This is a genomic window from Parabacteroides bouchesdurhonensis, from assembly GCF_900186615.1.
In the GTDB taxonomy this organism is placed as follows: Bacteria; Bacteroidota; Bacteroidia; order Bacteroidales; family Tannerellaceae; genus Parabacteroides; species Parabacteroides bouchesdurhonensis.
The window spans coordinates 3324743-3349172 of the sequence record NZ_LT896588.1; the positions used below are offsets into that span (position 1 = coordinate 3324743).

General features: G+C 38.3%; 20 protein-coding genes. 4 read left to right on the top strand and 16 right to left on the bottom strand.

The window, feature by feature from the left end:
- Nucleotides 1-19: 19 nt before the first annotated feature.
- From C1721_RS14395 to C1721_RS14405, 3 genes are all read right to left on the bottom strand, one after another.
- A complete protein-coding gene (locus C1721_RS14395) occupies nt 20-2482 on the bottom strand; it encodes a cytochrome c biogenesis protein CcsA (RefSeq protein ID WP_102408895.1) in 2463 nt (820 codons plus the stop codon).
- 123 nt (nt 2483-2605) lie between these two features.
- Nucleotides 2606-3700, bottom strand: coding sequence for a chorismate transformation FkbO/Hyg5 family protein (locus tag C1721_RS14400; protein WP_102409528.1), 1095 nt, complete (start codon nt 3698-3700; stop codon nt 2606-2608).
- A 490-nt stretch (nt 3701-4190) separates the two neighbouring features.
- Nucleotides 4191-5138, bottom strand: coding sequence for an NAD-dependent epimerase/dehydratase family protein (locus tag C1721_RS14405; protein WP_102408896.1), 948 nt, complete (start codon nt 5136-5138; stop codon nt 4191-4193).
- A 242-nt stretch (nt 5139-5380) separates the two neighbouring features.
- Between C1721_RS14405 and kbl the strand changes: the two genes are divergently transcribed.
- Both kbl and C1721_RS14415 read left to right on the top strand, forming a co-directional pair.
- Nucleotides 5381-6571, top strand: a complete 1191-nt coding sequence (gene kbl / locus C1721_RS14410; RefSeq protein WP_102408897.1) for a glycine C-acetyltransferase — start codon at nt 5381-5383, stop codon at nt 6569-6571.
- 76 nt (nt 6572-6647) lie between these two features.
- A complete protein-coding gene (locus tag C1721_RS14415) occupies nt 6648-7493 on the top strand; it encodes a histidinol-phosphatase (RefSeq protein WP_102408898.1) in 846 nt (281 codons plus the stop codon).
- Here the strand turns inward: C1721_RS14415 and C1721_RS14420 are convergent.
- The 8 genes from C1721_RS14420 to C1721_RS14455 form a co-directional block, all read right to left on the bottom strand.
- Nucleotides 7490-7894: a lipocalin-like domain-containing protein gene (locus C1721_RS14420; RefSeq protein WP_227472102.1), complete on the bottom strand. Its 405-nt coding sequence runs from the start codon at nt 7892-7894 to the stop codon at nt 7490-7492. The genes C1721_RS14415 and C1721_RS14420 overlap by 4 nt on opposite strands.
- Complete coding sequence (hisB, locus tag C1721_RS14425) at nt 7891-9018, bottom strand: bifunctional histidinol-phosphatase/imidazoleglycerol-phosphate dehydratase HisB (protein WP_102408899.1); 1128 nt, start codon at nt 9016-9018, stop codon at nt 7891-7893. Before hisB ends, C1721_RS14420 begins: the two co-directional genes overlap by 4 nt.
- Nucleotides 9015-10052, bottom strand: a complete 1038-nt coding sequence (gene hisC, locus C1721_RS14430) for a histidinol-phosphate transaminase (RefSeq protein ID WP_102408900.1) — start codon at nt 10050-10052, stop codon at nt 9015-9017. Before hisC ends, hisB begins: the two co-directional genes overlap by 4 nt.
- Nucleotides 10049-11329: a histidinol dehydrogenase gene (hisD, locus tag C1721_RS14435; RefSeq protein ID WP_102408901.1), complete on the bottom strand. Its 1281-nt coding sequence runs from the start codon at nt 11327-11329 to the stop codon at nt 10049-10051. Before hisD ends, hisC begins: the two co-directional genes overlap by 4 nt.
- Nucleotides 11330-11331: 2 nt before the next feature.
- The gene (hisG, locus tag C1721_RS14440; protein WP_102408902.1) at nt 11332-12183 is read right to left on the bottom strand and encodes an ATP phosphoribosyltransferase; all 852 of its coding nucleotides are present in this window, start codon (nt 12181-12183) and stop codon (nt 11332-11334) included.
- Between the two features lie 248 nt (nt 12184-12431).
- A complete protein-coding gene (locus C1721_RS14445) occupies nt 12432-12749 on the bottom strand; it encodes a DMT family transporter (RefSeq protein ID WP_102408903.1) in 318 nt (105 codons plus the stop codon).
- Nucleotides 12750-12788: 39 nt separating this feature from the next.
- Nucleotides 12789-13241, bottom strand: coding sequence for a DUF4268 domain-containing protein (locus C1721_RS14450; protein WP_102408904.1), 453 nt, complete (start codon nt 13239-13241; stop codon nt 12789-12791).
- A complete protein-coding gene (locus C1721_RS14455) occupies nt 13242-16109 on the bottom strand; it encodes a M16 family metallopeptidase (protein ID WP_102409533.1) in 2868 nt (955 codons plus the stop codon). It abuts the gene before it with no gap.
- A 132-nt stretch (nt 16110-16241) separates the two neighbouring features.
- Between C1721_RS14455 and C1721_RS14460 the strand changes: the two genes are divergently transcribed.
- The gene (locus C1721_RS14460) at nt 16242-17411 is read left to right on the top strand and encodes a mechanosensitive ion channel family protein (RefSeq protein ID WP_102409535.1); all 1170 of its coding nucleotides are present in this window, start codon (nt 16242-16244) and stop codon (nt 17409-17411) included.
- Between the two features lie 60 nt (nt 17412-17471).
- On the top strand, nt 17472-18740 hold the full coding sequence (locus C1721_RS14465) for a mechanosensitive ion channel family protein (RefSeq protein ID WP_102408905.1): 1269 nt from the start codon (nt 17472-17474) through the stop codon (nt 18738-18740).
- Nucleotides 18741-18766: 26 nt separating this feature from the next.
- On the opposite strand, the gene C1721_RS14470 is transcribed toward C1721_RS14465, so the two are convergent.
- The 5 genes from C1721_RS14470 to C1721_RS14490 all read right to left on the bottom strand — a co-directional run bounded on the left by C1721_RS14470 (nt 18767) and on the right by C1721_RS14490 (nt 24340).
- Entirely contained in the window at nt 18767-20296 is a 1530-nt protein-coding gene (locus C1721_RS14470; RefSeq protein ID WP_102408906.1) for an MBOAT family O-acyltransferase, read from the bottom strand.
- Nucleotides 20297-20298: 2 nt separating this feature from the next.
- Complete coding sequence (locus C1721_RS14475) at nt 20299-21684, bottom strand: GDSL-type esterase/lipase family protein (RefSeq protein WP_102408907.1); 1386 nt, start codon at nt 21682-21684, stop codon at nt 20299-20301.
- Nucleotides 21656-23104 (bottom strand): SGNH/GDSL hydrolase family protein, encoded by a 1449-nt coding sequence (locus C1721_RS14480; protein WP_102408908.1) that lies wholly within the window; start codon nt 23102-23104, stop codon nt 21656-21658. Before C1721_RS14480 ends, C1721_RS14475 begins: the two co-directional genes overlap by 29 nt.
- Before the next feature lie 33 nt (nt 23105-23137).
- A complete protein-coding gene (locus C1721_RS14485) occupies nt 23138-23737 on the bottom strand; it encodes a rhomboid family intramembrane serine protease (protein WP_102408909.1) in 600 nt (199 codons plus the stop codon).
- A 96-nt stretch (nt 23738-23833) separates the two neighbouring features.
- The gene (locus tag C1721_RS14490; RefSeq protein WP_102408910.1) at nt 23834-24340 is read right to left on the bottom strand and encodes a glutamine synthetase; all 507 of its coding nucleotides are present in this window, start codon (nt 24338-24340) and stop codon (nt 23834-23836) included.
- Nucleotides 24341-24430 lie beyond the last annotated feature (90 nt).

Sequence of the window (24430 nt, forward strand, 5' to 3'; positions counted from 1 at the left end):
CCAAAAACCTACGTGGTTTTTATTTCCTTTCGGATGTATTCGAAATTTCTTCCGAGAGAAATTGGAATTTCTTTCGGAAGGAAATAAAACCGACTATAAGAACAATGAATACATAAATATAAAGATAAATGAATATTCCATACACATTATCATTCTGCCCGTAAGAATGCATTCCGCTTAAAAAATAATTCACTCCAAAAAAAGTCATTAATACGGAATAGAATGCTATAATCGAACCGAAATTAAACACCCATGAATTATTCAGACTCTTTATCAGGCGCATATGAATAACTACGGCATATACAACCATCGTGATAAGCGCCCATGTCTCTTTTGGATCCCAGCCCCAATAACGTCCCCAAGACTCGTTCGCCCATACAGCTCCTAAAAATGTTCCGATTGTCATCAATGCCAACCCAATAAGCATTGACATCTCATTTATAATACTCAGTTCGCGTATACGGGCAGATAACATTATCCGGTTACTTTCTTTTATTAAGCACATCATTACAAGGTTAGTTAATCCTATCAGACAACAAATGCCAAAGAAACCATAAGCAGCTACGATAACGGCAACATGAAACATCAGCCAAGGAGATTTCAATACCGGAACCAACGGATTAATCTGAGGATCCATCCAACTTAAACCGGATACGAACAATATGATTCCTCCAAACAAAGTAGCCAACGCAAATGTAATACGGCTACGACGGACAAAAAGCAAACCGGCAAAAACAGTAGCCCAAGCAACATAGACCATTGTCTCGTACGAATTACTCCATGGTGCATATCCGGCAATGTACCAACGCATTCCCATCCCATACATATGGAAAAGAAATACAGCGAAAACAGCGATGCCTAACAACCATGCAACCGACTTAATCCAACGTTGTTGCCTAAACAACAGAACAAATGAAAGAATAAGTAATAAGCCTCCTAAAATCAGATATCCTTTTTTACATTGCCGAAACACATCCATCTGATTATATTTGATTTCCGCTTGTATTTTCTCAGGACTAATATCAACAGAGTTTCCTCTGACTTGTTGGTATTTACTTATCATGTCAACCATTTCATCCGCCTTTTTCCAATCTCCACTATTTAATGCCTCCTGAACTTCCGCCAGATACCAACCCATTATATGAGAAACAAACATCGAATCTTTACCCGAGAACGTTGACAGATCATCACCCGGTGAATACCATTTATGGTTCGGATCATCTTTCTTTGGAAACAGATTCAACATTTGATAATTAATAAGCTGATGAAATATATTGATTTGCTCATCCAGTTTAAGAATATCTTTATCAAAACGGGAACGTTCGGATGGTATTTTATTGTAGGCTTCTTCCAGTTTTTCCTGTAGTTTATAGTTTCCGTTGCTATCAAACATTTCAATATAAGCACACTCTCCTTCCGTCAGATCATAATAGGAGGCTAATTCCTTATTTGACAAAGAAATGAAAGGAACTTGCACCCACATATCCGGCAAAGCCAACAAGCTCACAAGAAACTGGTCCGAATTGAGATTTCCTATTTTATCAGCCTTATGTAGTTTGCGAAGAACCTTGGATGAAAACGTATTGATCGGAATCATCCGTCCATTAACGGATTGTATCGGAAGAGAACCGAACTGTGCCGCATGCCCGGAACTAACTACATATTTCTGTACAGCCTCCATCATAGAAGGAGAAGCAGGCTTAGCTTCTGCTTGCATTACACCGAAAGTAAAAAGACAGAATATTACAAGTGAGTTATTTCTTAACTCCTTCAACCGGCGGCTTAATTGCATAAAACGAGAATTTTTGCCCGCAAAACAAAAGATAAAACCTATTATCAACATCAAATAACCGGTATAGGTAATATTACGTCCGGCTACATCCCTGTTAACCGAAAGGATTGTGCCCTGTTCATCCTGATCATACGAAGCCTGAAAAAAACGATACCCTTTTACATCCAATACATTATTCATATATACCCGTTCATGTGTCGTTTTTCCATCCACATGCACCAATAACTCACTTTCATAAGAAGACGGACTGGCAGAACCCGGGTAACGGGTCAAAGTAAATTTGACCAATTCTACAGTAAAAGGCAGAGTATGAAATGTTGTTTTATCGGCTGTACGAATGGCAATACGGTTACTCGATTCCCCTTCCCGTAAATGAAGAATACCCTCTTCGCCCAGAAGATGAGAAACCAAAGCTCCTGATAATATGACTATAAAAGCGAAATGTGTAACTATTAATCCCCATTTTTTGCTTTTTAAATAGTGACGTTCTACAACAATCGCTATAAAATTGATGACTAATAGAAATTGTAGAAGAAAAAACAAAGGAGAATAATAAATCATCGCTTTTGCGGCCATTGTCCCATGATATTTCTCTATAAAAGTAGCAACAGCCAAACCAAAAGCATAGATTAGTAACAAGGAAATTGTCGTTATATAAGAAGAAAAGAATTTTTCTAAAGTAGATTTCATTATGTTTTATATTATTACTGAGGCTACAAATTTACACAGATTAATCGTTTCTCAAGCTATTGATAAGAAAATACGGACTGATAAATCAGGTGTCCAAGCCCTAAATAGTTTCTCTCATGGATTTTATTGAACTGCAATACCTTCTATTTCAATCAGCAGCTCATTCCTGCATACATCCGCACACATATAAGATACAGGAATATCCAGTTGATATGATTCCATCAATTTCCAGGCTTCTTCATAATAAGACTTATCTTTCAAATACACGCGTAGTATACTCAGCTTTGCGCCATCAAGAAGCTGATCTATATTCTCCATCGTAATACGTAACTGACGTTCCAGCCCCACTCCTTCCAGACTCTCTTCTCCCCGTATAGCCGCAGTGCCCGATATATATACGAGCCGATTCTTACCGCAGGTAATACTTTTTGCACGTTCAAACTTAGGGGTAGTCTTCTTACTTTGCGATACGTCCAAAACCTTATCCGAATAGGCATGAGCGGCAATTTGCAATTTATTATCTATTGGAGTAGCAAAACAGGTTGAATTAGTAAAAACGGCTGCATCCAGATCAACCAATACACCTCCCATATTAGTGCCAATACCGGTAGCAGCCGGATATCCGTTCGTCCAGTTCGTTTTTGCATAAAATTCGCTTCGGGCATTATTGAATGTTTGATAATGCTGATCTTCTTTGTCAAAACCGGTAATCAGTTCTATATAATTCCACTGCCGGACAATACTGTTTATAGGAAAACCTTCTTCTTTTAAAACGTTCGATACGGAGTGAAATATATCGACTGACTGTTGTTCTATTCCGCAATTAACAACATCTCCCTGAAAACCTCCGGCAAAAAGAAAACGCCCACATCCGTTTTCCAAAACAACATAAGACATTTCTCCCATTTTCCGGAATCTAATATGGTCATCAGATTCGGGTCGATAACTATGTACTTCCATAACAAGTGAAGCATTTAACGGAGGTTGGGATACATAACTAAGGGCTGGTTCGTTATTTCCATAGCACTTACGTATCTTTTCACGCAAAACAGCATATCGGGAAATATATTCTTTATTAGACGACGGCGTGCCAAAGAAACACAAACGGATGATAATTTCATCTTCCGGTAACTGAGCTAATAATTGATCCACCATTTCCGGAAACCCGGCAAATCCTGTTGTATATATCTTATATTGTATTTTTTCACAATAGTTCATTCCGTATATCATTAATGATTATCCACTTTAAAATGAATTTCCATGCCAGGCATGAGTCCCAATACTTTTCTCCTAAATCTTCTTGTTGTCAATAGTTAAATTACCATATATGCAACTTATTTACAATATTCGCAAAAATTCCCGATATAAACAAACAGTTCTCAAGAAAACGAGTTATTGATCGGTTTTCCAATGTATAACCACCTCAAAATAACGAGTAAATACACGCTAAATTAACACCTCATATTCAGGCATTTAAAAAGACATGTCTTTTGATGTTAAAAGTCCCGTCTTAACACTTCAAAAGAGCAGACTTTTTAAATGTTAAGACGGGACTTTTGAAAGCAAAAGATATATCCTTTATAAGCCACTGTATACTAATAAGATAAACAGGGATATTTCTCTAAAAACCAGAATCAATAAAAACAAAAAGCTGTGCTCTTACGAAAACACAGCTTTTGCTATCTATTATTTTTATATTACTTATTTCTTACAGACGTTCTTTCAGTTTAGCCAGCATATCCCGGGTCATTGCATCCAAATCATATTCCGGCTTCCATCCCCATTCCTCACGGGCACAAGTGTCATCCAAAGAATTTGGCCAAGAATCGGCAATAGCCTGACGTAACGGATCAACTTTATATTCCATCCGGAAGTCGGGAACATGCTTCTTTATATTATTATAAATGATCTCCGGATCAAAGCTCATAGAGGCTATATTAAAAGAATTACGATGCACAAATTTGGTAGAATCGGCTTCCATTATTTCGATAGCAGCCCTCAAACCGTCAGGCATATACATCATGTCCATAAATGTTTCGGCTGCAATTGGACACACAAACTTTTCACCTTTTACCGCTGCATAATAAATATCAACTGCATAATCGGTAGTTCCACCACCCGGAGGAGTTACATAGGAAATTAAACCGGGAAATCGAACAGAACGGGTGTCTACACCAAAACGGATATTATAATAGTCACTCAATAATTCACCTGAAACTTTTGTTACTCCGTACATTGTACGCGGATTACGAATAGTGTCCTGAGGCGTTTTATCCTTTGGGGTATTGTTTCCAAATACACCAATAGAACTCGGAGTGAACACTGCACAATGCATTTCACGTGCCACTTCCAAAACATTAAACAAACCTCCCATACCAATTTTCCAGGCTAATTGCGGTTTAGCTTCGGCTACTGCAGACAACAATGCGGCCAGATTGTAAATAGTATCTACATTGTACTTTGAAACAGTTTCGGCAATCTGTTGCTCATTCGTAATATCCACGATAGCAGAAGGGCCAGATTCCAATAATTCACCTTTAGGCTCTGCTCCCGGAATATATCCGGCAACTATGTTTCCACCGTAGATACTCCTTAATTTCATGGTTAACTCTGATCCGATCTGACCGGTAGAACCAATTACCAATACATTCTTCATTGCGTTTTTAGCTTTAAGTTTTTTTCAGTGACAAAGATATGGAGAATAAAATGGTTTAAATAGTATTTTCTTCTATTTTTTAATATCAATATTCAAAAAAAAATATCGACATTTGCAAGTATAGTTTAAAGCATACAAGCAGTATACGATAATTCTTTTAACACATTGTCAAATAAAATGTCGACAAACGATCATATGTCAATTATCAACTAAAATATAATACTAACAAAAAACAAAGTTTTATGTACGGAAAACTTAAAGATTTCTTAACAAACGAGCTGGCTAATATTAAGGCTGCCGGTTTATATAAGAACGAAAGAATCATTACCACTCCTCAAAGAGCCGACATTAAAGTAAACGCCGGTGATGAAGTATTAAACTTCTGTGCAAACAATTATTTGGGATTGTCGGACAATCAACGCTTGATTAAGGCAGCTAAAGCGGCCATGGACACACACGGGTACGGAATGTCATCCGTACGATTCATTTGTGGAACTCAAGATTTGCATAAAAAACTGGAAGCAGCTATTTCCGATTATTTCAAAACGGAAGATACTATCTTATACGCTGCTTGTTTCGATGCTAACGGAGGTTTATTCGAACCTTTATTTACCGAAGAAGATGCAATCATTTCAGACGCTTTAAACCATGCTTCCATTATAGATGGTGTCCGTTTGTGTAAGGCAAAACGTTACCGTTACGCCAATGCCGATATGGCGGATCTTGAACGTTGCTTGCAAGAATCACAGGCTCAGCGCCATCGAATCATTGCAACAGACGGTGTATTCTCAATGGATGGCAATGTTGCACCTATGGATAAAATATGCGAACTGGCAGAAAAATATGATGCACTCGTTATGGTAGACGAATCTCACTCCGCTGGTGTTGTAGGCCCAACAGGGCATGGTGTAGCTGAACAGTTCAATGTCTACGGACAGGTTGATATCTTCACCGGTACGTTAGGTAAAGCATTTGGGGGCGCTATGGGTGGTTTTACTACCGGAAAGAAAGAGATTATTGATATGCTCCGCCAACGTTCACGTCCATATTTATTCTCCAATTCCGTAGCACCGGCAATCGTTGGCGCCAGCTTGGAAATGTTTAAGATGCTGAAAGAAAGCGATGCTTTGCATACCAAATTAATAAATAACGTAAGCTATTTCCGCGACAAGATGCTGGCTGCCGGCTTTGATATTAAACCAACCCAATCCGCTATTTGCGCAGTTATGCTATACGATGCTAAATTATCCCAAGACTTCGCTTCTAAAATGCAGGATGAAGGTATTTATGTAACAGGATTCTATTATCCGGTCGTACCTAAAGGACAAGCACGTATCCGCGTACAAATATCTGCCGGTCATGAAAAGGAACACTTGGACAAAGCAATTGCCGCTTTTATTAAAGTTGGAAAAGAATTGAATGTCATTAAATAAGAAATTCCTATCTTTGTAGACAAGGCGAAGACTGTAAAAGAGCCTTCGCCTTTTTTATTTTTACATTTTATAAACAATGCAACTAAGTAACTATCATAGCCACTGTACATTCTGTGACGGACGAAGCTTACCGGAAGACTTCATCAAATTTGCTATCTCCAATGGATTCAGAGCTTATGGATTCTCGTCGCATTCGCCGTTACCTTTTGAAACATTTTGGAATATGCCGAAAGATGATATGCCGGAATATCTGCAAGAAATAGAACGGCTGAAACAGAAATACAGCGATCAGCTAGAAATATATGTCGGCTTAGAGATTGACTATCTGGACAAAACGTATAATGCCTCGATCCCTTATTTCCGGGAATTACCGCTTGATTATCGGATTGGCTCCATCCATTTCATACCTATGTCCGAGCATCTCATCGAAGCTAATATGGTATGTATAGACGGTTCTTTTAACAATTATGCTTATTCGGTAAAGAAATATTTCAACAATGATATACGATTGCTCGTAAAGAAATATTTCGAGACCACGATAGATATGGTTGAAGCCGGAGGCATTGATATTGTAGGTCATATGGATAAAATCTATATGAACGGACAAAAATACACCGATTTCTCTTTTAGTGAGGATTGGTATCAAACTCCTTTCAGAGAATGCCTGCATTTAATCGGAGAAAAAGGACTAATGGTAGAAATAAACACCAAGAACTTCCTTAAAAAGCATGAACTTTATCCCCATATAGAATATCTGTCGTTATTGCAAGAACTAAATATTCCTGTAATGGTAAATTCCGACTGTCATTATCCACAATTGGTAAACGATGGCCGCAAAGAAGCCTTTGAACTTTTAAAAAAGACCGGATTTAAAAGCACACGCGAACTTGTTAACGGCAAATGGCAGGATGTTGCTATTTAGAACTTACGAAAAATATATCGTTTGCCATCACTTTCCAAAATAAGCTTTTTACGATCGGCTTTTTCTATTATAAATACCTTTTGAGGAGTAGGCCAATCTGTGTATTTAAGAAAAGATTCAACAGGCTTCGGATTTGAAGTAAGCTCAATTAACAGCTTGTTATCTCCTTCTTTCGTATTAAAGCCAAAAGATTGACGATAATCATCCAAACCGGGATCATATATCTGATACATAAACAAGGAAGTCTGGAAATTATAATATATAGTATCCACATTTTGAACTATACCATTTTCTTCAACCTGCTGTAACTGCCACTTGCCATCCAGCTTATCATAAATATCATCACTACATGCAGCCAATAATAAAAGACAAACTGCTATCATCCAATTCTTCATCATCATATAACTCCTTTCGTACTAGGTAAACTATAATGGTAAATATCACGTCGTATCGCCATCTTGATAGAGCGGGCCAATGCCTTGAATATCCCTTCTATCTTATGATGTTCATTCTGTCCTTCCGCTTTTATATTCAAATTCATACGGGCTGAATCACTCAGGCTTTTAAAGAAATGAAGAAACATTTCCGTTGGCATCTCTCCTATTTTCTCACGATGGAACTCAACATCCCATACAAGCCAGGGACGTCCGCCAAAATCTAAAGCTACACTACACAAGCAATCATCCATAGGCAACGTATAACCATAGCGTTCTATTCCCCGTTTATCTCCTAATGCCTTCAATAAAGCCTCACCCAAAGCAATGGCTGTATCCTCTATCGTATGATGCTCGTCTACTTCAAGGTCTCCTTTAACCCGGACAGTCAAATCCATTCCGGAATGCTTTCCTATCTGATCCAACATATGGTCGAAAAAACCAAGTCCGGTAGATATGGAAGTCCGGCCGTTTCCATCCAAATTAATCTCTACATATATATCTGTTTCCTTCGTAGTACGTTGCACAACGGCACAACGTTCACCGGCATAAAGGTATTCAGTAATTTTATCCCAATCTTCTGTAATGAGAACCGGAGAAAAATCAATATTATTGGCAGTTAATTCATCTTCCGCTCCATCATAAGGACGTAGCCAGATACCTTTTGCACCTAGATTCTTTGCCAACTCCATATCAGTAAGCCTGTCACCTATAACATAACTGTTTGCTAAATCATACTCTCCATTAAGATAATTGCCCAACATTCCTGTACGGGGTTTTCTATTTGGTGAGTTATCCTCCGGGAAAGACCTGTCTATCAAAATGTCATCAAAGACAATCCCTTCGCCTTCCAATGTTTTTAGCATCTTATTATGAGCCGGCCAGAAAGTATCTTCAGGAAAAGAGGATGTACCCAAGCCATCTTGATTCGTAACCATTACAAACTCAAAATCGAGATTCTTTCGTATAAAATAAAGATTACGGAACACTCCCGGATAAAACTCCAGCTTCTCCAAACTATCTAATTGATAATCTACAGGCGGTTCTACCACTAACGTTCCGTCACGATCTATAAAAAGGGCTCTTTTCATATCGGTAGACTTTTCATAACATCCAGTAAAATGTCATTTTCCTCAGGTGTACCAATTGTAATACGCAGGCAACCACGGCACAAAGTTATATTATTTCGGTTACGAACAACAATACCCTTTTTTACCAGATAATTGTAAGCATTATTAGCGTTACCGACTTCTACCAATAAAAAATTAGCATCAGAAGGATAAACCTTATAGAAATAAGGAGATTCTGTCAAAGCCTTTTCTATACGGGAGCGTTCAAACAAGATCTGACTCAGCTGCTTCTGCATCTTTTCCGTGTCTGACAAAATAGACAATGCCGCTTCCTGAGAAGGCTTACTTACATTATAAGGATATTTTATTTTATTAAAAACACTTATAATTTCAGGAGAAGCGAATGCCATACCCAAACGGATAGCCGCAGCTCCCCATGCTTTTGACAGTGTTTGGAGTACAATCAAATTGGGAAATTTATTTAATTCCGTAAGGAATGAAGGCTGGGATGAGAAATCCACATACGCCTCATCTATTATAACAATGCCATGGAACTTATCCAGAACCTTATAAATCTCATCACGATTCAAACAATTTCCCGTAGGATTATTCGGAGAACATAAAAACACTACTTTTACCCAATCATTATCCAAAGCCAATATTTTATCAGCATCCAGATCAAACTTATCATTCAGTAAAACCTTCTTACATTCTACATTATTCAGATTAGCGCAAACTTCATACATTCCATATGAAGGATCTATCAAAATCACACTATCCATTCCCGGATCACAAAAAGCTCTAAATACAAGGTCTATCGCCTCATCGCTACCATTACCCAGAAAGATAGAATCGGTCTCTACTTCTTTTAGTTTAGAAACGCGTTCTTTCAGTTCCATCTGTAAAGGATCAGGATAACGATTATAAGTAGTATTCCACGGATTCTCATTAGCATCCAAAAATACCGAAGCTGTTCCGTGAAACTCATTTCTTGCCGACGAATATGGTTTCATATTCCGAATATTCCGTCTAACTAGTTTTTCCAAACTCATCATAATGATTTCAATCTAATAGTTACGGCATTCCGATGAGCATCCAAATGCTCATTTGCTGCCATGATTTGAATTGTGCCCCCTAAATTACGTATTCCTTCGGAAGTAATCTCCTGAAAAGTTATCTTTTTAATAAAACTGTCCAAATTTACACCACTATATGCTTTTGCATAACCATTAGTAGGCAATGTATGATTCGTTCCGGAAGCATAATCGCCTGCGCTTTCCGGAGTATATGCTCCCATAAAAACACTACCGGCATTCTCTATCTTACCGGCTATATCGCGATAATTCTTCGTCTGTATAATAAGGTGCTCGGGGGCATATTGATTAGTAAAATCAATCACTTCCTGTTCATTATTTAAAACAATGATACGACTATGGGATAACGCCTTTTCCGTAATCTCTTTACGTAGCAATAAGTCCAATTGTTCCTGTATGGCTCGGACAACATCCTCAACAATACCTTCTGATGCTGTAACCAACATAGCCTGACTGTCAGCTCCATGTTCAGCCTGAGAAAGAAAATCGGCCGCAATGAAATCTGGATTTGCAGTCTCATCAGCAATCACCTCCACTTCCGACGGACCAGCCGGCATATCTATAGCTACCTCTTTCAAACTTACCAATTGCTTAGCAGCAGTTACATATTGATTTCCCGGACCAAATATTTTATATACTTTAGGTACGGATTGTGTACCGTAAGCCATTGAAGCTATGGCTTGTATACCTCCTATCTTAAATATTTTATTCACACCGGCAACTTTTGCGGCAAACAAGATAGCAGGATGTACTTTCCCTTCTTTATCCGGAGGCGTACACAATACAATTTCTCTACATCCGGCAATACGTGCCGGAACAGCAAGCATCAACACCGTAGAGAATAATGGAGCTGTTCCACCCGGGATATAAAGACCGACTTTCTCAATAGCAACAGCTTTTTGCCAGCAAGTCACTCCGGAAGTAGTCTCTATTTTCTGTCCCGTAAAAGATTGAGAAGCATGAAACTTTTCAATATTATCTTTTGCCTGACAAATAGCTTGCTTTAATTCTTCGGAAATAAGTTTATCTGCATCGCGCATTTCTACTTCCGATACCTGCAAATCGGCAAGTACCACTTTATCAAACTTTTCCTCATATCGTTTTACAGCAGCATCACCTTGTTCCTTCACTTCATCCAATACAGTACGAACCGTATCAAATAAAGCAGTCACATCCAATGCAGGTCTGGTTAACAACGCAGGCCAGTCTCTTTTTGAAGGATATTTAATTATTTCCATAATTACAATATCATTTTCTCAATAGGAATTACCAATATACCTTCTGCTCCAATTGATTTGAGTTTTCCGATAATCTCCCAGAAATGTTTTTCTGCTATAACAGATTGTACGGAAACCCACTCGCCATTTGCAAGAGGCGTCACAGTAGGGCTTTTCATACCCGGCAGAACTTCAATAATTTCATCCAGTTTTTCTTTCGGAGCATTCAGTAAAACATATTTTTTCCCTTCCGCCATCTGAATGGCTTCAAAACGGAACAATAATTCATCAAGTATAACCTGTTTTTCCTTAGAAAGTTTATTATTAGCGATCAATAAAGCTTCACTTTCCATAATAACTTCTACCTCTTTCAGCTGGTTGCTGACCAATGTACTGCCGGAGCTCACTATATCAAAAATAGCGTCAGCCAAACCAATACCCGGAGCAATCTCTACTGAACCGCTGATAACATGCAATTCTGCTTTTACGTTGTTTTCCGCCAGATATGTTTTCAGTATTTCGGGATAAGAGGTAGCGATTGTTTTTCCTTCAAACCACTCCACACCATTATATTCTTCATCCTTAGGAATGGCTAAAGACAAACGGCATTTACTGAATCCCAGTCTTTTTACCAATTTAGCATCCTTTCCTTTCTCCACGTATTCATTCTCACCAACTATACCTATATCGGCAACTCCATTGGCCACTGATTGCGGAATATCATCATCTCTAAGGAACAAAACTTCTACAGGAAAACCTTTTGCCGATAATAATAAAATACGTTTTCCTCTGTTCAACTTAATGCCAGCCTCCTCTAGTAATAGCATTGTTTCATCGTATAAACGACCTTTTGATTGTACTGCAATTCGTAACATTGTTATTTTATTTTTAATATAATCATCCCAAAACGAAATAAGGCTCACCGTATAACGGCAAGCCTTATTTTTATTATTGCGTACTTTTACATATCACACAGCCCACCGAACTACTGTCCGTTGTAATGATGATGGTGATGATGTAAAGCAACTGTTTTCATTTATTCTATCATTAATGCCACAAAGTTACAATAATTATTTATTCCACAAATAAATCTAACAAAATAATATTTATTCAGGCTATTTTTTTACGAAGCTAATTTTAGACCTATAATTCCGACTATAATCAATAATGCCGACAACATACGCCACAAACCTGCCGAATCATGGAAAAAAAAGATACCTATCAATAAAGTTCCTATTGCACCTATTCCAGTCCATACAACATAAGCTGTTCCTATTGGTATTGTACGTTGAACCATATATAAAAAATAACCACTTAAAGCCATCGATATAACAGCAGCCGCAAGAAATAGAAAACGAGCTCCGGTTGTCTGCGCCAATTTCATTCCTACCGGCCATCCTATTTCAAAAAGACCTCCTAACAATAAATAAATCCATCCCATATTACTTTTATTTATTATTTAATACAAAAGACTGACTTCTTACTCTCTTAAATACTCAGCGATTCCTTTAAAATTCTTTTCCAGCAAATACATCTGACTGGCCATAAACGAAAAGAATTCGCCCCAATGTTCCCGGCGATGCAAATCTATTCCTTCTTTTTTCGTATATATACGTGCGACCTCATTTCCTGCTTCCCGTACATAACATATATCCCATATCAATCCATCAGGAAAACCTTTTTCCAGAATTTCTTTATACCATGTTAACCGTTCAAACATTTCAAGACGCAAATCTTCACGACGGTGATTTACTTCCAAAATAACATATGCGCCATTCCGGTTTGTATCAAACTTTAGTTCTATACCTTTAACCTTGGTATTTAAACTCCATACTTTCTTTCTTCCCCGCAAATAAGGCTGAACCTCACAGAAAGCGCCAAAACTTTCCCAGAACTCTAACTTTAAGTTCTTCAGTTCGTCTTTACTATACATTTATTTATAAATATCTTTTCTTTTTACTTTCACAATTGTTCCAAAAGAAGCCAGTTTCTTCATGTCGATATGTTTTGAATTACCAACAACAACATAAACTACCGGACGACCTTCAATATATTCCTGATAGAAACGGGTTATATCCTCCATATGCATATTTTCTATATCAGCCAATAAGTCTTTGTTCGGGTCTGTATTAAACCCGTTACGTTGAGACACATATATTCTGGGAGAAATCTCTCGGAAAGAAGGATACTCGTTATTCACATAATTCAGTATCGACTGCTTAACTGCATTAACACGACTTTCCGGACGTTCAGGCATTTTCTTAATCAATGAATCAAGAACAGTAATCGCATCCAGCGTCTTATCACCTTGCGTAGACAACATGGTAACAAAATTCGCAGGTTTATCCGACGAGATTGACGGCGGCATATTAAACCGGGAATTCACCCGATAAGCAAAAGAACGAAACTCGCGTATTTCCTGAAACATCAAAGACGACATATCTCCTCCAAAATAACCGTTAAACAGTCTGGCAACATGCCTTGCCGATCTATCTTTCAATACATCCCCAGGCACATACCCATAAACAATACTTTGAGAGACATCCGGCATATCCATAAAATAAACCATCTGTTCATCGTAAGATTTTGTCTCTCTGTAATACGGATATTTAGAATGTTTTGAAACTTCTTCTATCGGCAAGTTTTCCTTTATCAATAAAGCAACATCATTTATGGGTTGTGAACCACAATAATGCATTGAACATTCTACCCGACGTACTTCGTCGAACATATCCAGCAATTCCTGCCCTTTCAATTTTTTTATTTGTGACAAAGAAAGTTTTGTAAGAAAACGGGAATTCTCTCCATATATCACTTTTTCCAATAAAGCCTTTGCCAAATTATCGCTGGATTTATAAAAAGCTTTTTGCATCACCTTTGCTTCATCCACAATCTGACTTAATTTCTTATTATCGGCTTTAGCATGTCTGAGGAAATCACCTGCTAAAGACAAAGTTTCCTTCAGGTTTGCATCAAATCCTGTTATCCTCACACTAAAATCATTGTCCTTTACATCAAAAGACAATGTACTTCCCAATGTTTGCAATTGATTACGGAAATCATCAAATGAAAGAGAATCCGTACCAAGAAAATGCAGATAATTTACCAATTGTGTAAGTTCAGGTCTTTCCAGACTGCCGATACCGTAAATCAAATGCAATGAAAATATATTATTTACCGGATTGGGACTAACATATAAAGAAACCAATGGATTAATTTGTTGTACCGTCACATCTTTATCAAAGTCCAGCAGACGAGGTTTCACTTTTTCAACCGGCATATCCTGCAATTGTTTCACATAGTCGGATACGGCATCTTTATTTTTCGGTACAACAGGTGTATAATCGGGCTTTTTAAGACTTTCTTTCGGATATTTGCCGGTCTTCTTCGTCACAAACAAATAGTTTTCATTAAAATATTTATTTGCTACAGCTATCACATCATCTTTGGTAAGTGCATCAATACGTGCTATTTCTTCCAGATAATCAGTCCAGCTTTTACCTTGCGAATAAATGCGCATCATTGTTTGGGCACGTGCGCTTATATCTTCCAGAGCAGCATCATATTCCCGTTTCTGTTCCAGTTTCAAACTTTGAAATGTTTCATCACTGAACTCACCGGATTTTATCCGATTTATTTCTTTCCATACTAATTTTTCTGCAGCGGAATAAGATTGAACCAATAGTTTAGGAATCACCAAAACGCCCAATATACCAGCTTCATTCATACTCTGGTTCAAGGCCATAGACGCCATCACTTTATGCTTTACAGTCAATTTATCCAGATAACCGGTTCCATTGGAATTATTCAAAAGAGAAACAGCTATATTCAACGCAACCTGGTCTTTATGATTAGCCGGAACACCCCGAAAGCCTAATGCCATTGCTTTTACGAACGGAATAGGTACTTTTATCTTTATCTTTTCCTTGCCTTTAAACGAGGGTAAAACGACAGCTTTCCTTTTGGGTATGTCTCCACGTCGTATACGTGAAAATGACGATTCTAATATTGGCAAAACTACATTCGTATCAAAATCACCACTCAATACCAAGCCCATATTAGATGCTACATAATAAGTCTCAAAGAATTTCTGCATTTCGGAAAGACGGGGATTTTTCAGATTCTCCGTACTACCTATAATAGGATACGCATAAGGATGTGGATAAAAGTAACGCTCAGTCAATTTTTCTATCGCCTGACTTCCGATCATATCGCTATACATATTTTTCTCTTCATATACAGTCTCCAGTTCACTTTGAAAGAGACGAAAGACCGGATTTATCAGACGTTCACTATTAATTTCCGCCCACTGGGGAAAATATTGTGGCGAAAATGTATTAAAATATACAGTATAGTCATACGAAGTTCCTGCGTTTAGTTTCGTCCCTCCAAAACATGAAATAAGACGGTCAAACTCATTTGGAATAACATATTCGGAAGCACGGACACTCATCTCATTGATCTCTCTCTGTATCACAGAACGCAATTTCAAATCTTTCGTTACCGCCAGTTCATCATATTTTATTGCAATAGAATCCAATAACACTTTCTCTACCTCATAATCCGTTGTGCCAATCTTGTCGGTACCTTTGAACATCATATGTTCAAAGTAATGGGCAATACCCGTATTCGGACAATCTTTAGACCCTGCTTTTACCACAACTGCACCAAAAACTTTAGGCTGTGTATGATCCTCATTCAACCAAACAGTCAATCCGTTACTAAGTGTATATTCCTGCACTCTGAGAGAATTCGGTATCTGCGCCGAAAGAATACCCGTACAACCTGTTATCATCATCATTTGTAAAAAAAATTTCATTTAATCGTAATAGATTAGTAAACTATTATGCAACAAAGATACTATTTTCCACGTTAACTATTTAAACTTAACCTCAATTCATTATGTTATCTAAGTAAAATGAAAACGTTTCTTATGATAAATTTAGGCAGTTGGATGAACAAACTCCTCATAAGTTGGGGAGTAGACCCGAAAATTGCAGATACTTTCGATGAATCTATTATCGCCATTCTCATGATTGCCATAGCTGTAGGGCTTGATTATTTATGCCAGGCTATCTTTGTTGGCAGCGTACGAAAAATAGCGCAAAAAACCCGTTATACTTGGGATACCTTGCTTATCAAACGTAAGGTCGTTCATAATCTAGTACATGCTATTCCTGCCATACTCGTCTATATTATGCTTCCGATTGCTTTTGTTCACGGAAAGGGAATGCTTAATATTTCCCAGAAAATATGTGCGGTCTATATCGTTTTTACATTTCTATTATCATTAAACGGCATTTTATTAGTCATTCTGGATGTGTTCAACCAAAAGGAGAAACTAAAAGACCGTCCTATGAAAGGTTTTATACAAGTACTGCAAGTACTCGTGTTCTTCATCGGAGGTATAGTAATCATTGCAATTATTGTCAATAAGTCTCCGGCTAGTTTATTCGCCGGTTTAGGTGCTTCAGCCGCCATTTTAATGTTGGTATTCAAAGACAGTATTCTGGGGTTTGTCGCAGGTATCCAACTTTCGGCAAATGATATGGTACGTCCGGGTGACTGGATAACCTTACCATCCGGCAACGCGAATGGTGTCGTACAAGAAATCACCCTTAATACCGTAAAGATCCGAAACTTCGATAATACAATCTCTACTGTTCCCCCTTACACATTAGTAAATAACTCTTTTCAGAACTGGAGAGGAATGACCGAATCGGGAGGACGCCGTGTCATGAAATCCATTTTTCTCGACCTGAATACAATTAAATTCTGTACTCCGGAAATGTTGGATACCTTCCGTAAAGAAATCCCTTTATTATCCGACTATAAACCAGAGGAAGGAGTGATTCCCACCAACTCGCAGGTATTCCGCGTATATATTGAACGTTATCTTACCAGTTTACCTGTAGTCAATCAGGATCTCGATTTAATTATCAGTCAACTGCAAGCTACCGAATACGGAGTCCCGGTACAAATTTATTTCTTTTCCCGCAATAAGATATGGAAAGAATACGAACGTATCCAATCAGACATCTTCGATCATTTCTTTGCTATGGTTCCTAAATTTGAGCTAAAGGTTTATCAGTATTCCGAATAAGACAAATTATATGTTTCTTTTTAGTAGATTTGTATTTGAATAATTAGAACAGAGATATTTATGCATACAATACAGGAATGGATAAACGACCGTCTAATGGATTTAGGGTTGATAAGCGATGTAGCCAACAAGTTGGATAACTCCATTATTTTGCTCATTATAATTCTGGTAACCGTAGCTTTTGATTATATCTGCCGTTATATTGTACTCGGTATGTTCAAACGTCTTGCAAAACGGACCAAAAACCAATGGGATGACCTAATTGTAGAACGAAAAATTATCAATAAGATGATGCATATCATCCCAGCAATATTAGTATACATTCTGGTTCCTTTTGCTTTTCCACCGGAAGAATTTCCCAAACTCCTACTCTTTCTTCAGAAGATATGTCTGATATATATCATTGCCGTATCATTACGTTTTATCAATGCCTCCCTGAACATTATCCACGAAATTTATAATCGGAAAGAGTCTTTTAAGGACAAACCTCTGAAAGGTTTTATACAGATTATACAAGTAACGGTATTTTTTATTGGTATTATCTTTATTATCAGCATCCTTATCAATAAATCTCCGGTATCTCTTTTTGCCGGACTTGGTGCATCGGCTGCCATCCTGATGCTGGTATTTAAAGATACCATATTGGGATTTGTGGCAGGCATTCAGCTATCGGCAAATGATATGTTGCGTGCCGGAGATTGGATTACAATGGATAAATACGGAGCAAACGGAACTGTTATGGAAGTGACTCTGAATGCTGTAAAAGTAAAAAACTTTGACAACACGATTACGACAATTCCTCCTTATGCCCTTGTATCCGATGCATTTCAGAACTGGCGAGGGATGAGTGAATCATCCGGACGACGAGTCAAACGTTCCATTAATATTGATATGAACAGTGTTTGTTTCTGTACTGCCGAAATGCTGGATAAATTCCGTAAAATATCCCTAATAACAGATTATATCGACGGAAAAGAAGACGAACTTCATAAATACAACGAAGAACATCATATCGACAATTCCGTCTGGGTAAATGGGCGTCGCCAAACCAATCTTGGTGTATTTCGCGCTTACCTTCTCCGGTATTTACAAAGTCTGCCGGAGGTAAACAAAGAACTGACCTGTATGGTACGCCATTTGCAACCAACAGAAACAGGAATCCCCATTGAACTTTATTTCTTTTCCTCCATCAAAGACTGGGTTCCTTACGAAGGAGTACAGGCAGATGTATTCGACCATATTTTAGCCATTATTCCTGAATTCGGATTAAGTGTATTCCAAAATATTTCAGGAGCAGACCTTAGAAGTTTAAAAGGCAGTTCTTTTTGATATCCGGTTCAACGAACTACAAATAATCAAAACTGGAAATAAATAAACGGTTGAACTCCAGCACTTTTAAATTGTACCACCACAAAAATAACAGCTGCCAAGATAACGGCCTGTACCAATAAAGGAGAACGGGTTACAACTTCTTGTAACATGTTCTCCGCCTTTTTCGGCATAAAGTGTAAAATATAACCAACCATCATCAGAATAAATACACCTTTATATCCCATCACAAATTGCTGAAAGACTTCGGGATGGAAGTTTGTAAATATCTGATGAAGCATCTCTCCTACTGTCTTCATTGAATCAGCACGAAACAATATCCAGCCAAAACATACCAGATGAAACGTTATTAATATGCCAATCAAACGATGTAATAATGACATATCACTGCCCAATTGCTTAAAACCAAAATGAGTCATCATAAACTTATGTACCGCCAAAGCAACACCATGTAATGCACCCCACAAAATAAAACTAATGGAAGCACCATGCCACAAACCTCCCAACAACATTGTTATAAGCAGGTTAACATAAGTACGTACCTGCCCTTTACGATTTCCTCCCAATGATATATACAAATAGTCTTTCAGCCATGAAGATAAAGAAATATGCCACCGGCGCCAAAACTCCGTAATAGTAGCCGACTGATAAGGAGAATCAAAATTCATATTAAAGCGGAATCCCAACAACAAAGCAATGCCAATAGCCATATCGGAATATCCGGAAAAGTCACAATATATCTGTAAGGCATATCCATATACTCCCATCAGATTTTCCACTCCCGTATAAAGTAAGGGAGCATCAAATACACGGTCTACAAAATTCAAGCTGATATAATCGGAAATAACTGTTTTTTTCAGCAAGCCGCAAAGAATCAGAAACAATCCTTCTCCAAACTCTGAACGCGTAAGAACAGGCGTCTTATAAATCTGTGGAATAAAATCACGGGCACGTACGATAGGCCCGGCTACCAGCTGAGGGAAAAAAGAAACATAAAACACATAATCTACCCAACGCGTCAATGGCTGTATCCGTCCCCTGTATACATCAATCACATAGCTGATACTCTGAAATGTAAAAAACGAAATGCCGACAGGCAAGAATATATCCAGTGGCTGGTAACTTATGTTCTGTAAAGCTGTGCTGCCAAACTGATATCCCAGTTCATGGGCAAAAGAAGCAATGATCTCACGTAAGAAATTGAAATATTTAAAATAGCCCAACATGCCCAGATTAACACAAAGACTTAATGTTACAAATAACTTTCTTCCCCACTTGGCTGATGTATGGGAAATACCTTGTGCTATACAAAAATCGGAAGTGGCTGTTAACAGTAGCAAGCCAAACCACAGTCCGCTACTTTTATAATAAAAATAGAGAGAAAACAGAGTAACATATATGATACGTGCCAATAGATGTTTCCGAAGTGACAGATATATAATAAAGAACCCTATAAACAAAAAGAAAAACAATCCGCTACTGAATAATATCGGAGCATTTCCCTGATATGCAAAAAGCTCTTCCAGCTTCTCTATTGAAAATGTGTTACTCATCATCCCTATTCTACATTATCTTCTCTCTGTCGATTATATATACTCATTAAGGCCCGGAACAAGAGAGTTCCCTGTTCCTGATACCCTTCTTTCGTAAAATGAATACGGTCTCGCCCCATCATGCGGGCATTATTCCATTTACGGCTGGAGTTTTCTCCACCGGTAGCCGCAAATAAATCCCAGCAAGCAATGCCTTCTTTAGAAGCTACATTCACTATAGCTTTTGCTGCCCGCTGTGTATTTTCGTTACGTATATATGTACGCTTTTTGTTTACCCATATCTTTTTATAACACTCCGGAGGTGTAGTAAGCAAAATACAAACATCTGGCATATATTTCTTTACCAGTCGGATAAAAGCCTGTATCTGCCCCGCAAACTCCTGTGATGTAAAATGACGGCCGAAAGTTTCATTCGTTCCTAGTGAAATAATGAGTAAATCCGGCCTTAATAAAGCTAACTGACGAACATAATCCGCATCCGTATAATTTACATACATAGCTCCGTTCACTCCTACCGAATGGTATAGAACACCCGGATTTCCATTCGTCAGATTAAATCCATAATAGACATTCTCGAAAGAAGATGCAGGAAGTAAGGTATCTGTTCCTTGTTTGCGACGCGTACTGTGCAACTGCAACGTATCCGTCTGAAAAGAAATACGGAATGTATCGGCAAGCACACCTGCCACAAGAGGTTCTTTACACATATAAACCCGAACCGAATCTTTCAGCTTACCGGCCGGAAGCATAGGCATCGATTTATCGCCACGGTATAATATAGCCTCATTAAAAGCATATCCGGCTCCATTGTTCGGAGCTATACTGACATCCAAATTAACGGAAGGCGATATGGTTTGAATACCGATTCCTCCCAAACCGACAGTACATTTTTTTGTATTCTGTATACATCGTCCGGTAACCCATTCTTTCACTACGGAAGAAATGAAGTAATCGTCAGGTTCATTTGTCTTACTTAATTTGAAGGGAGCTATCCAGCCACGTCCGGCATTGCCGAACTCTTGTTGAAACAAACGCATTGTCCGTCCACTATAATACCCCGCCTGAATATGAGAATCGCCTAGATGTACAATCGTTATCACCGTATCCTTTCCTGCCCGTAAAGAATCAAGTCCGGCAAAAAAAGGTTCAAGTGAATGGTTTTGATCCGACGCATAACATAGTGAATCAACAACCTGAATCGTAGACTTCGGCCACGTAACAGGAACAAACGGACGAACAGTGTCTATTATATGAATCAGCGTATCATTTTCCTGCAACTGCGTAAAATGCCCGTCTACTCCGCCACGCATTAAATGGGGTGTCAATAATGCGGACATCCACATCAACAACAAGATTCCGAGACTAATATACTGTTTTCTCCGCTTCATCATAAAACTTCTTTTCAGACAATAATGCTTTCAGCAGGGAAGATGCTATTTCCTTTCCTCCTCTGAAACTCAAATGTGTATAATCCTTACTCGCCCAATTATTCTCTACATAACGCACCATGCTGTTCTCTCCGCCCATAGCACCGAAAACGTTCCAAAATGGTACACCTGCTTGCTTGGCTGCTAAACGTTGAGCATGTAACAGGGCCAATACGGCAGGCATAGTTTCAAACTTTCCATCCTCTTGCTTGCTACGGTCCGAAACTCCTAACATTAATATATCGGCTTGCGGAAAACATGATTGCAGATGGCAGATAACACGTACCATCCGCTGCCGATACCAACCATACTGTAACATATCGTCACTTACGACATTCAAACCATATTGTAATACGATCAAGTCATACGGACGTATTTTATTCAATGCCTGACAACGGGACATATCCAATCGCTCCAGTATCAGGCCGGAATTACCCCGTAAAGAAAAATTGTCTACAACAACTCCTGTATTATCCTCCAAAGCGATACCTAAGGCATGTAATCCGGCAGCTTTTGTAAATGTAAAACTTACTTCATTAAAATTACCGTCCAATTCATACTGTGTAACAATAGATGTAGGCGGCAACGTTATCTGCAACGTATCTTTTCCATCATTGCAAGCTACAGCCATCTCTGTCTGAGTATTTTGTTCATAGATTAGCTTAAGAGAAGAAACATTTTGCAACTCCGGATAGCGGTTTGTTGTTTTTAAAGAAACGGATGCTTCTTCACTTTCCGCTTCAAACATCATGCCGGAAAGTGTATAGCCATGTTTCCGGTCGGTAAGCATAGACCAGGTAGTCCAGCCTTCACTACTCTGTTCTACAGTAGGACGATATTGCGCTGTTGCCGAGTGAACAGGAATAAAACCAACCCCACGTCCTCCAAATTCTTTTTGCATGCCGGAGCGAAAGTCGGCCACCATAATATCTCCTTCAATAAATGAATCGCCAAGAAAAGCTATACGGACAGGACGCTTCATATGCTGCCGGTTGTTCAAAGCTGAAAAAAAGCGTTTAAGACCGATATGTCCTACAGAGTAATCTTCAATATGCATACCCAGAGAATCTGCTCCTCGAACAGCATAGACGGCTTTGTATAAGGAATCACGTATTGCCAACGCTATAGAGTCAATCCCTGTAGTCCGCATAACAGAATCACGGACAGCTAAAGAATCAATATGTACCGTATCCGTTTTCTCTAACTGTTGCTTCAAAGAATCAAGCAGAAGTGATTGCGGTTTTACACGTATGTCCGAAAGCAAATCAACCTTCTTTATCTTATATCCAAACAACCTATCCGGTAACCAATACATTCCAAGACACATTGCCAGCGTCAGAAGAAGTAACGCCAGCAACCTTCCGAAATAATTATCTTTATTCATCTATCTTCTCTATCGAAGCCGCAAAGGTACGGATTATAATCCAAAACGGGAAAGGAATATACGCAGTAGTGACGGTTCTAATAAAATCGGAAAAATAAAACCGAATACCGCCCCGTAGAAATGGGCATTATGGTTTATATTATCCCCTCCTCTTTTAGACATATACTGGCAATATACCAGATAAAGCACCCCAAAAAGAATACCGGGTATCGGTAAAACAGCAAAAAACAAAATCTTACCCCAAGGATCGAAAAAGATTGAAGAAAACAATACGGCCGACACAGCGCCTGATGCTCCTATCGATACATAATAAGGATCATTACGATGTTTCACCAAATCATACACGGAAGCAACAATCATCCCACCAAAATATAGAACCAGATAAGCTCCGTTTCCAAATCCCATATACTTGTATGTCTGTTCCATATATGTACCGAATGACCAGAAGGTGAACATATTTACCAGCAAGTGCGTCATATCCGCATGTATAAAGCCATGCGTTATAAGCCGGTACCATTCATTGTCTTTAACCGCACGATAAGGTATCAGTGCCAATTTCATAAACAGCGCCTGATTGCCAAAGCATATATAAGAGAGAACGACTGTTATTCCTATAATAATATATGTAATCATATTCTTTCTTTATTTTAAAGGCGCAAATATATAAAAAGCCGGCTGAATATATAGTATCCAGACCGGCTTTTCATAACATTCATGTATTTAATTGCTCTATTTTACAATTGCTTTCAGTTGCTCCATATGATAGTGTAAAGTATCCATATAAGGCTTTACCGAATTATGATACATAATAGCTTTAGCATGCATATCTTCCAACTTATTCACCTGACGGTTAGCCGCACGCATCTTACTTGCGTTGTAACGAATACCGGAAATATGCCCTTTTATATTTTCTATGATTTGATTACCTTTCCTGAACACTTGTTCAGCTTCTTCAGGAGAATATACGGAATAGGCTTGCAAAGATTCATCCAGTAAGCTCTGCTGGTAAGCTCCGGCCATAGGTAAAAGCTGATAAATCGCTTGATGGCATAAAGAATGCACTTCATTTTGAAGCTTTCGCAACTCCGTTTCCCATTTCGATTCACATAATCCTTCTTCCATGTTAGTTTCCGACATTGCGTGACCACCAAAAAGTCCGGATATCACCTTTTCCCAAGCTTCTGCTACCCATGATTTAGTAGCTACCGTTACCAAACTAAATCTTACTGTTGACATAATACCAAATCTTACATAAAATTACACTTTCAACACTTTTACTCCTACAAAAACTTCCGTTTTATTATTTTCAGAAGTATTTATATTACT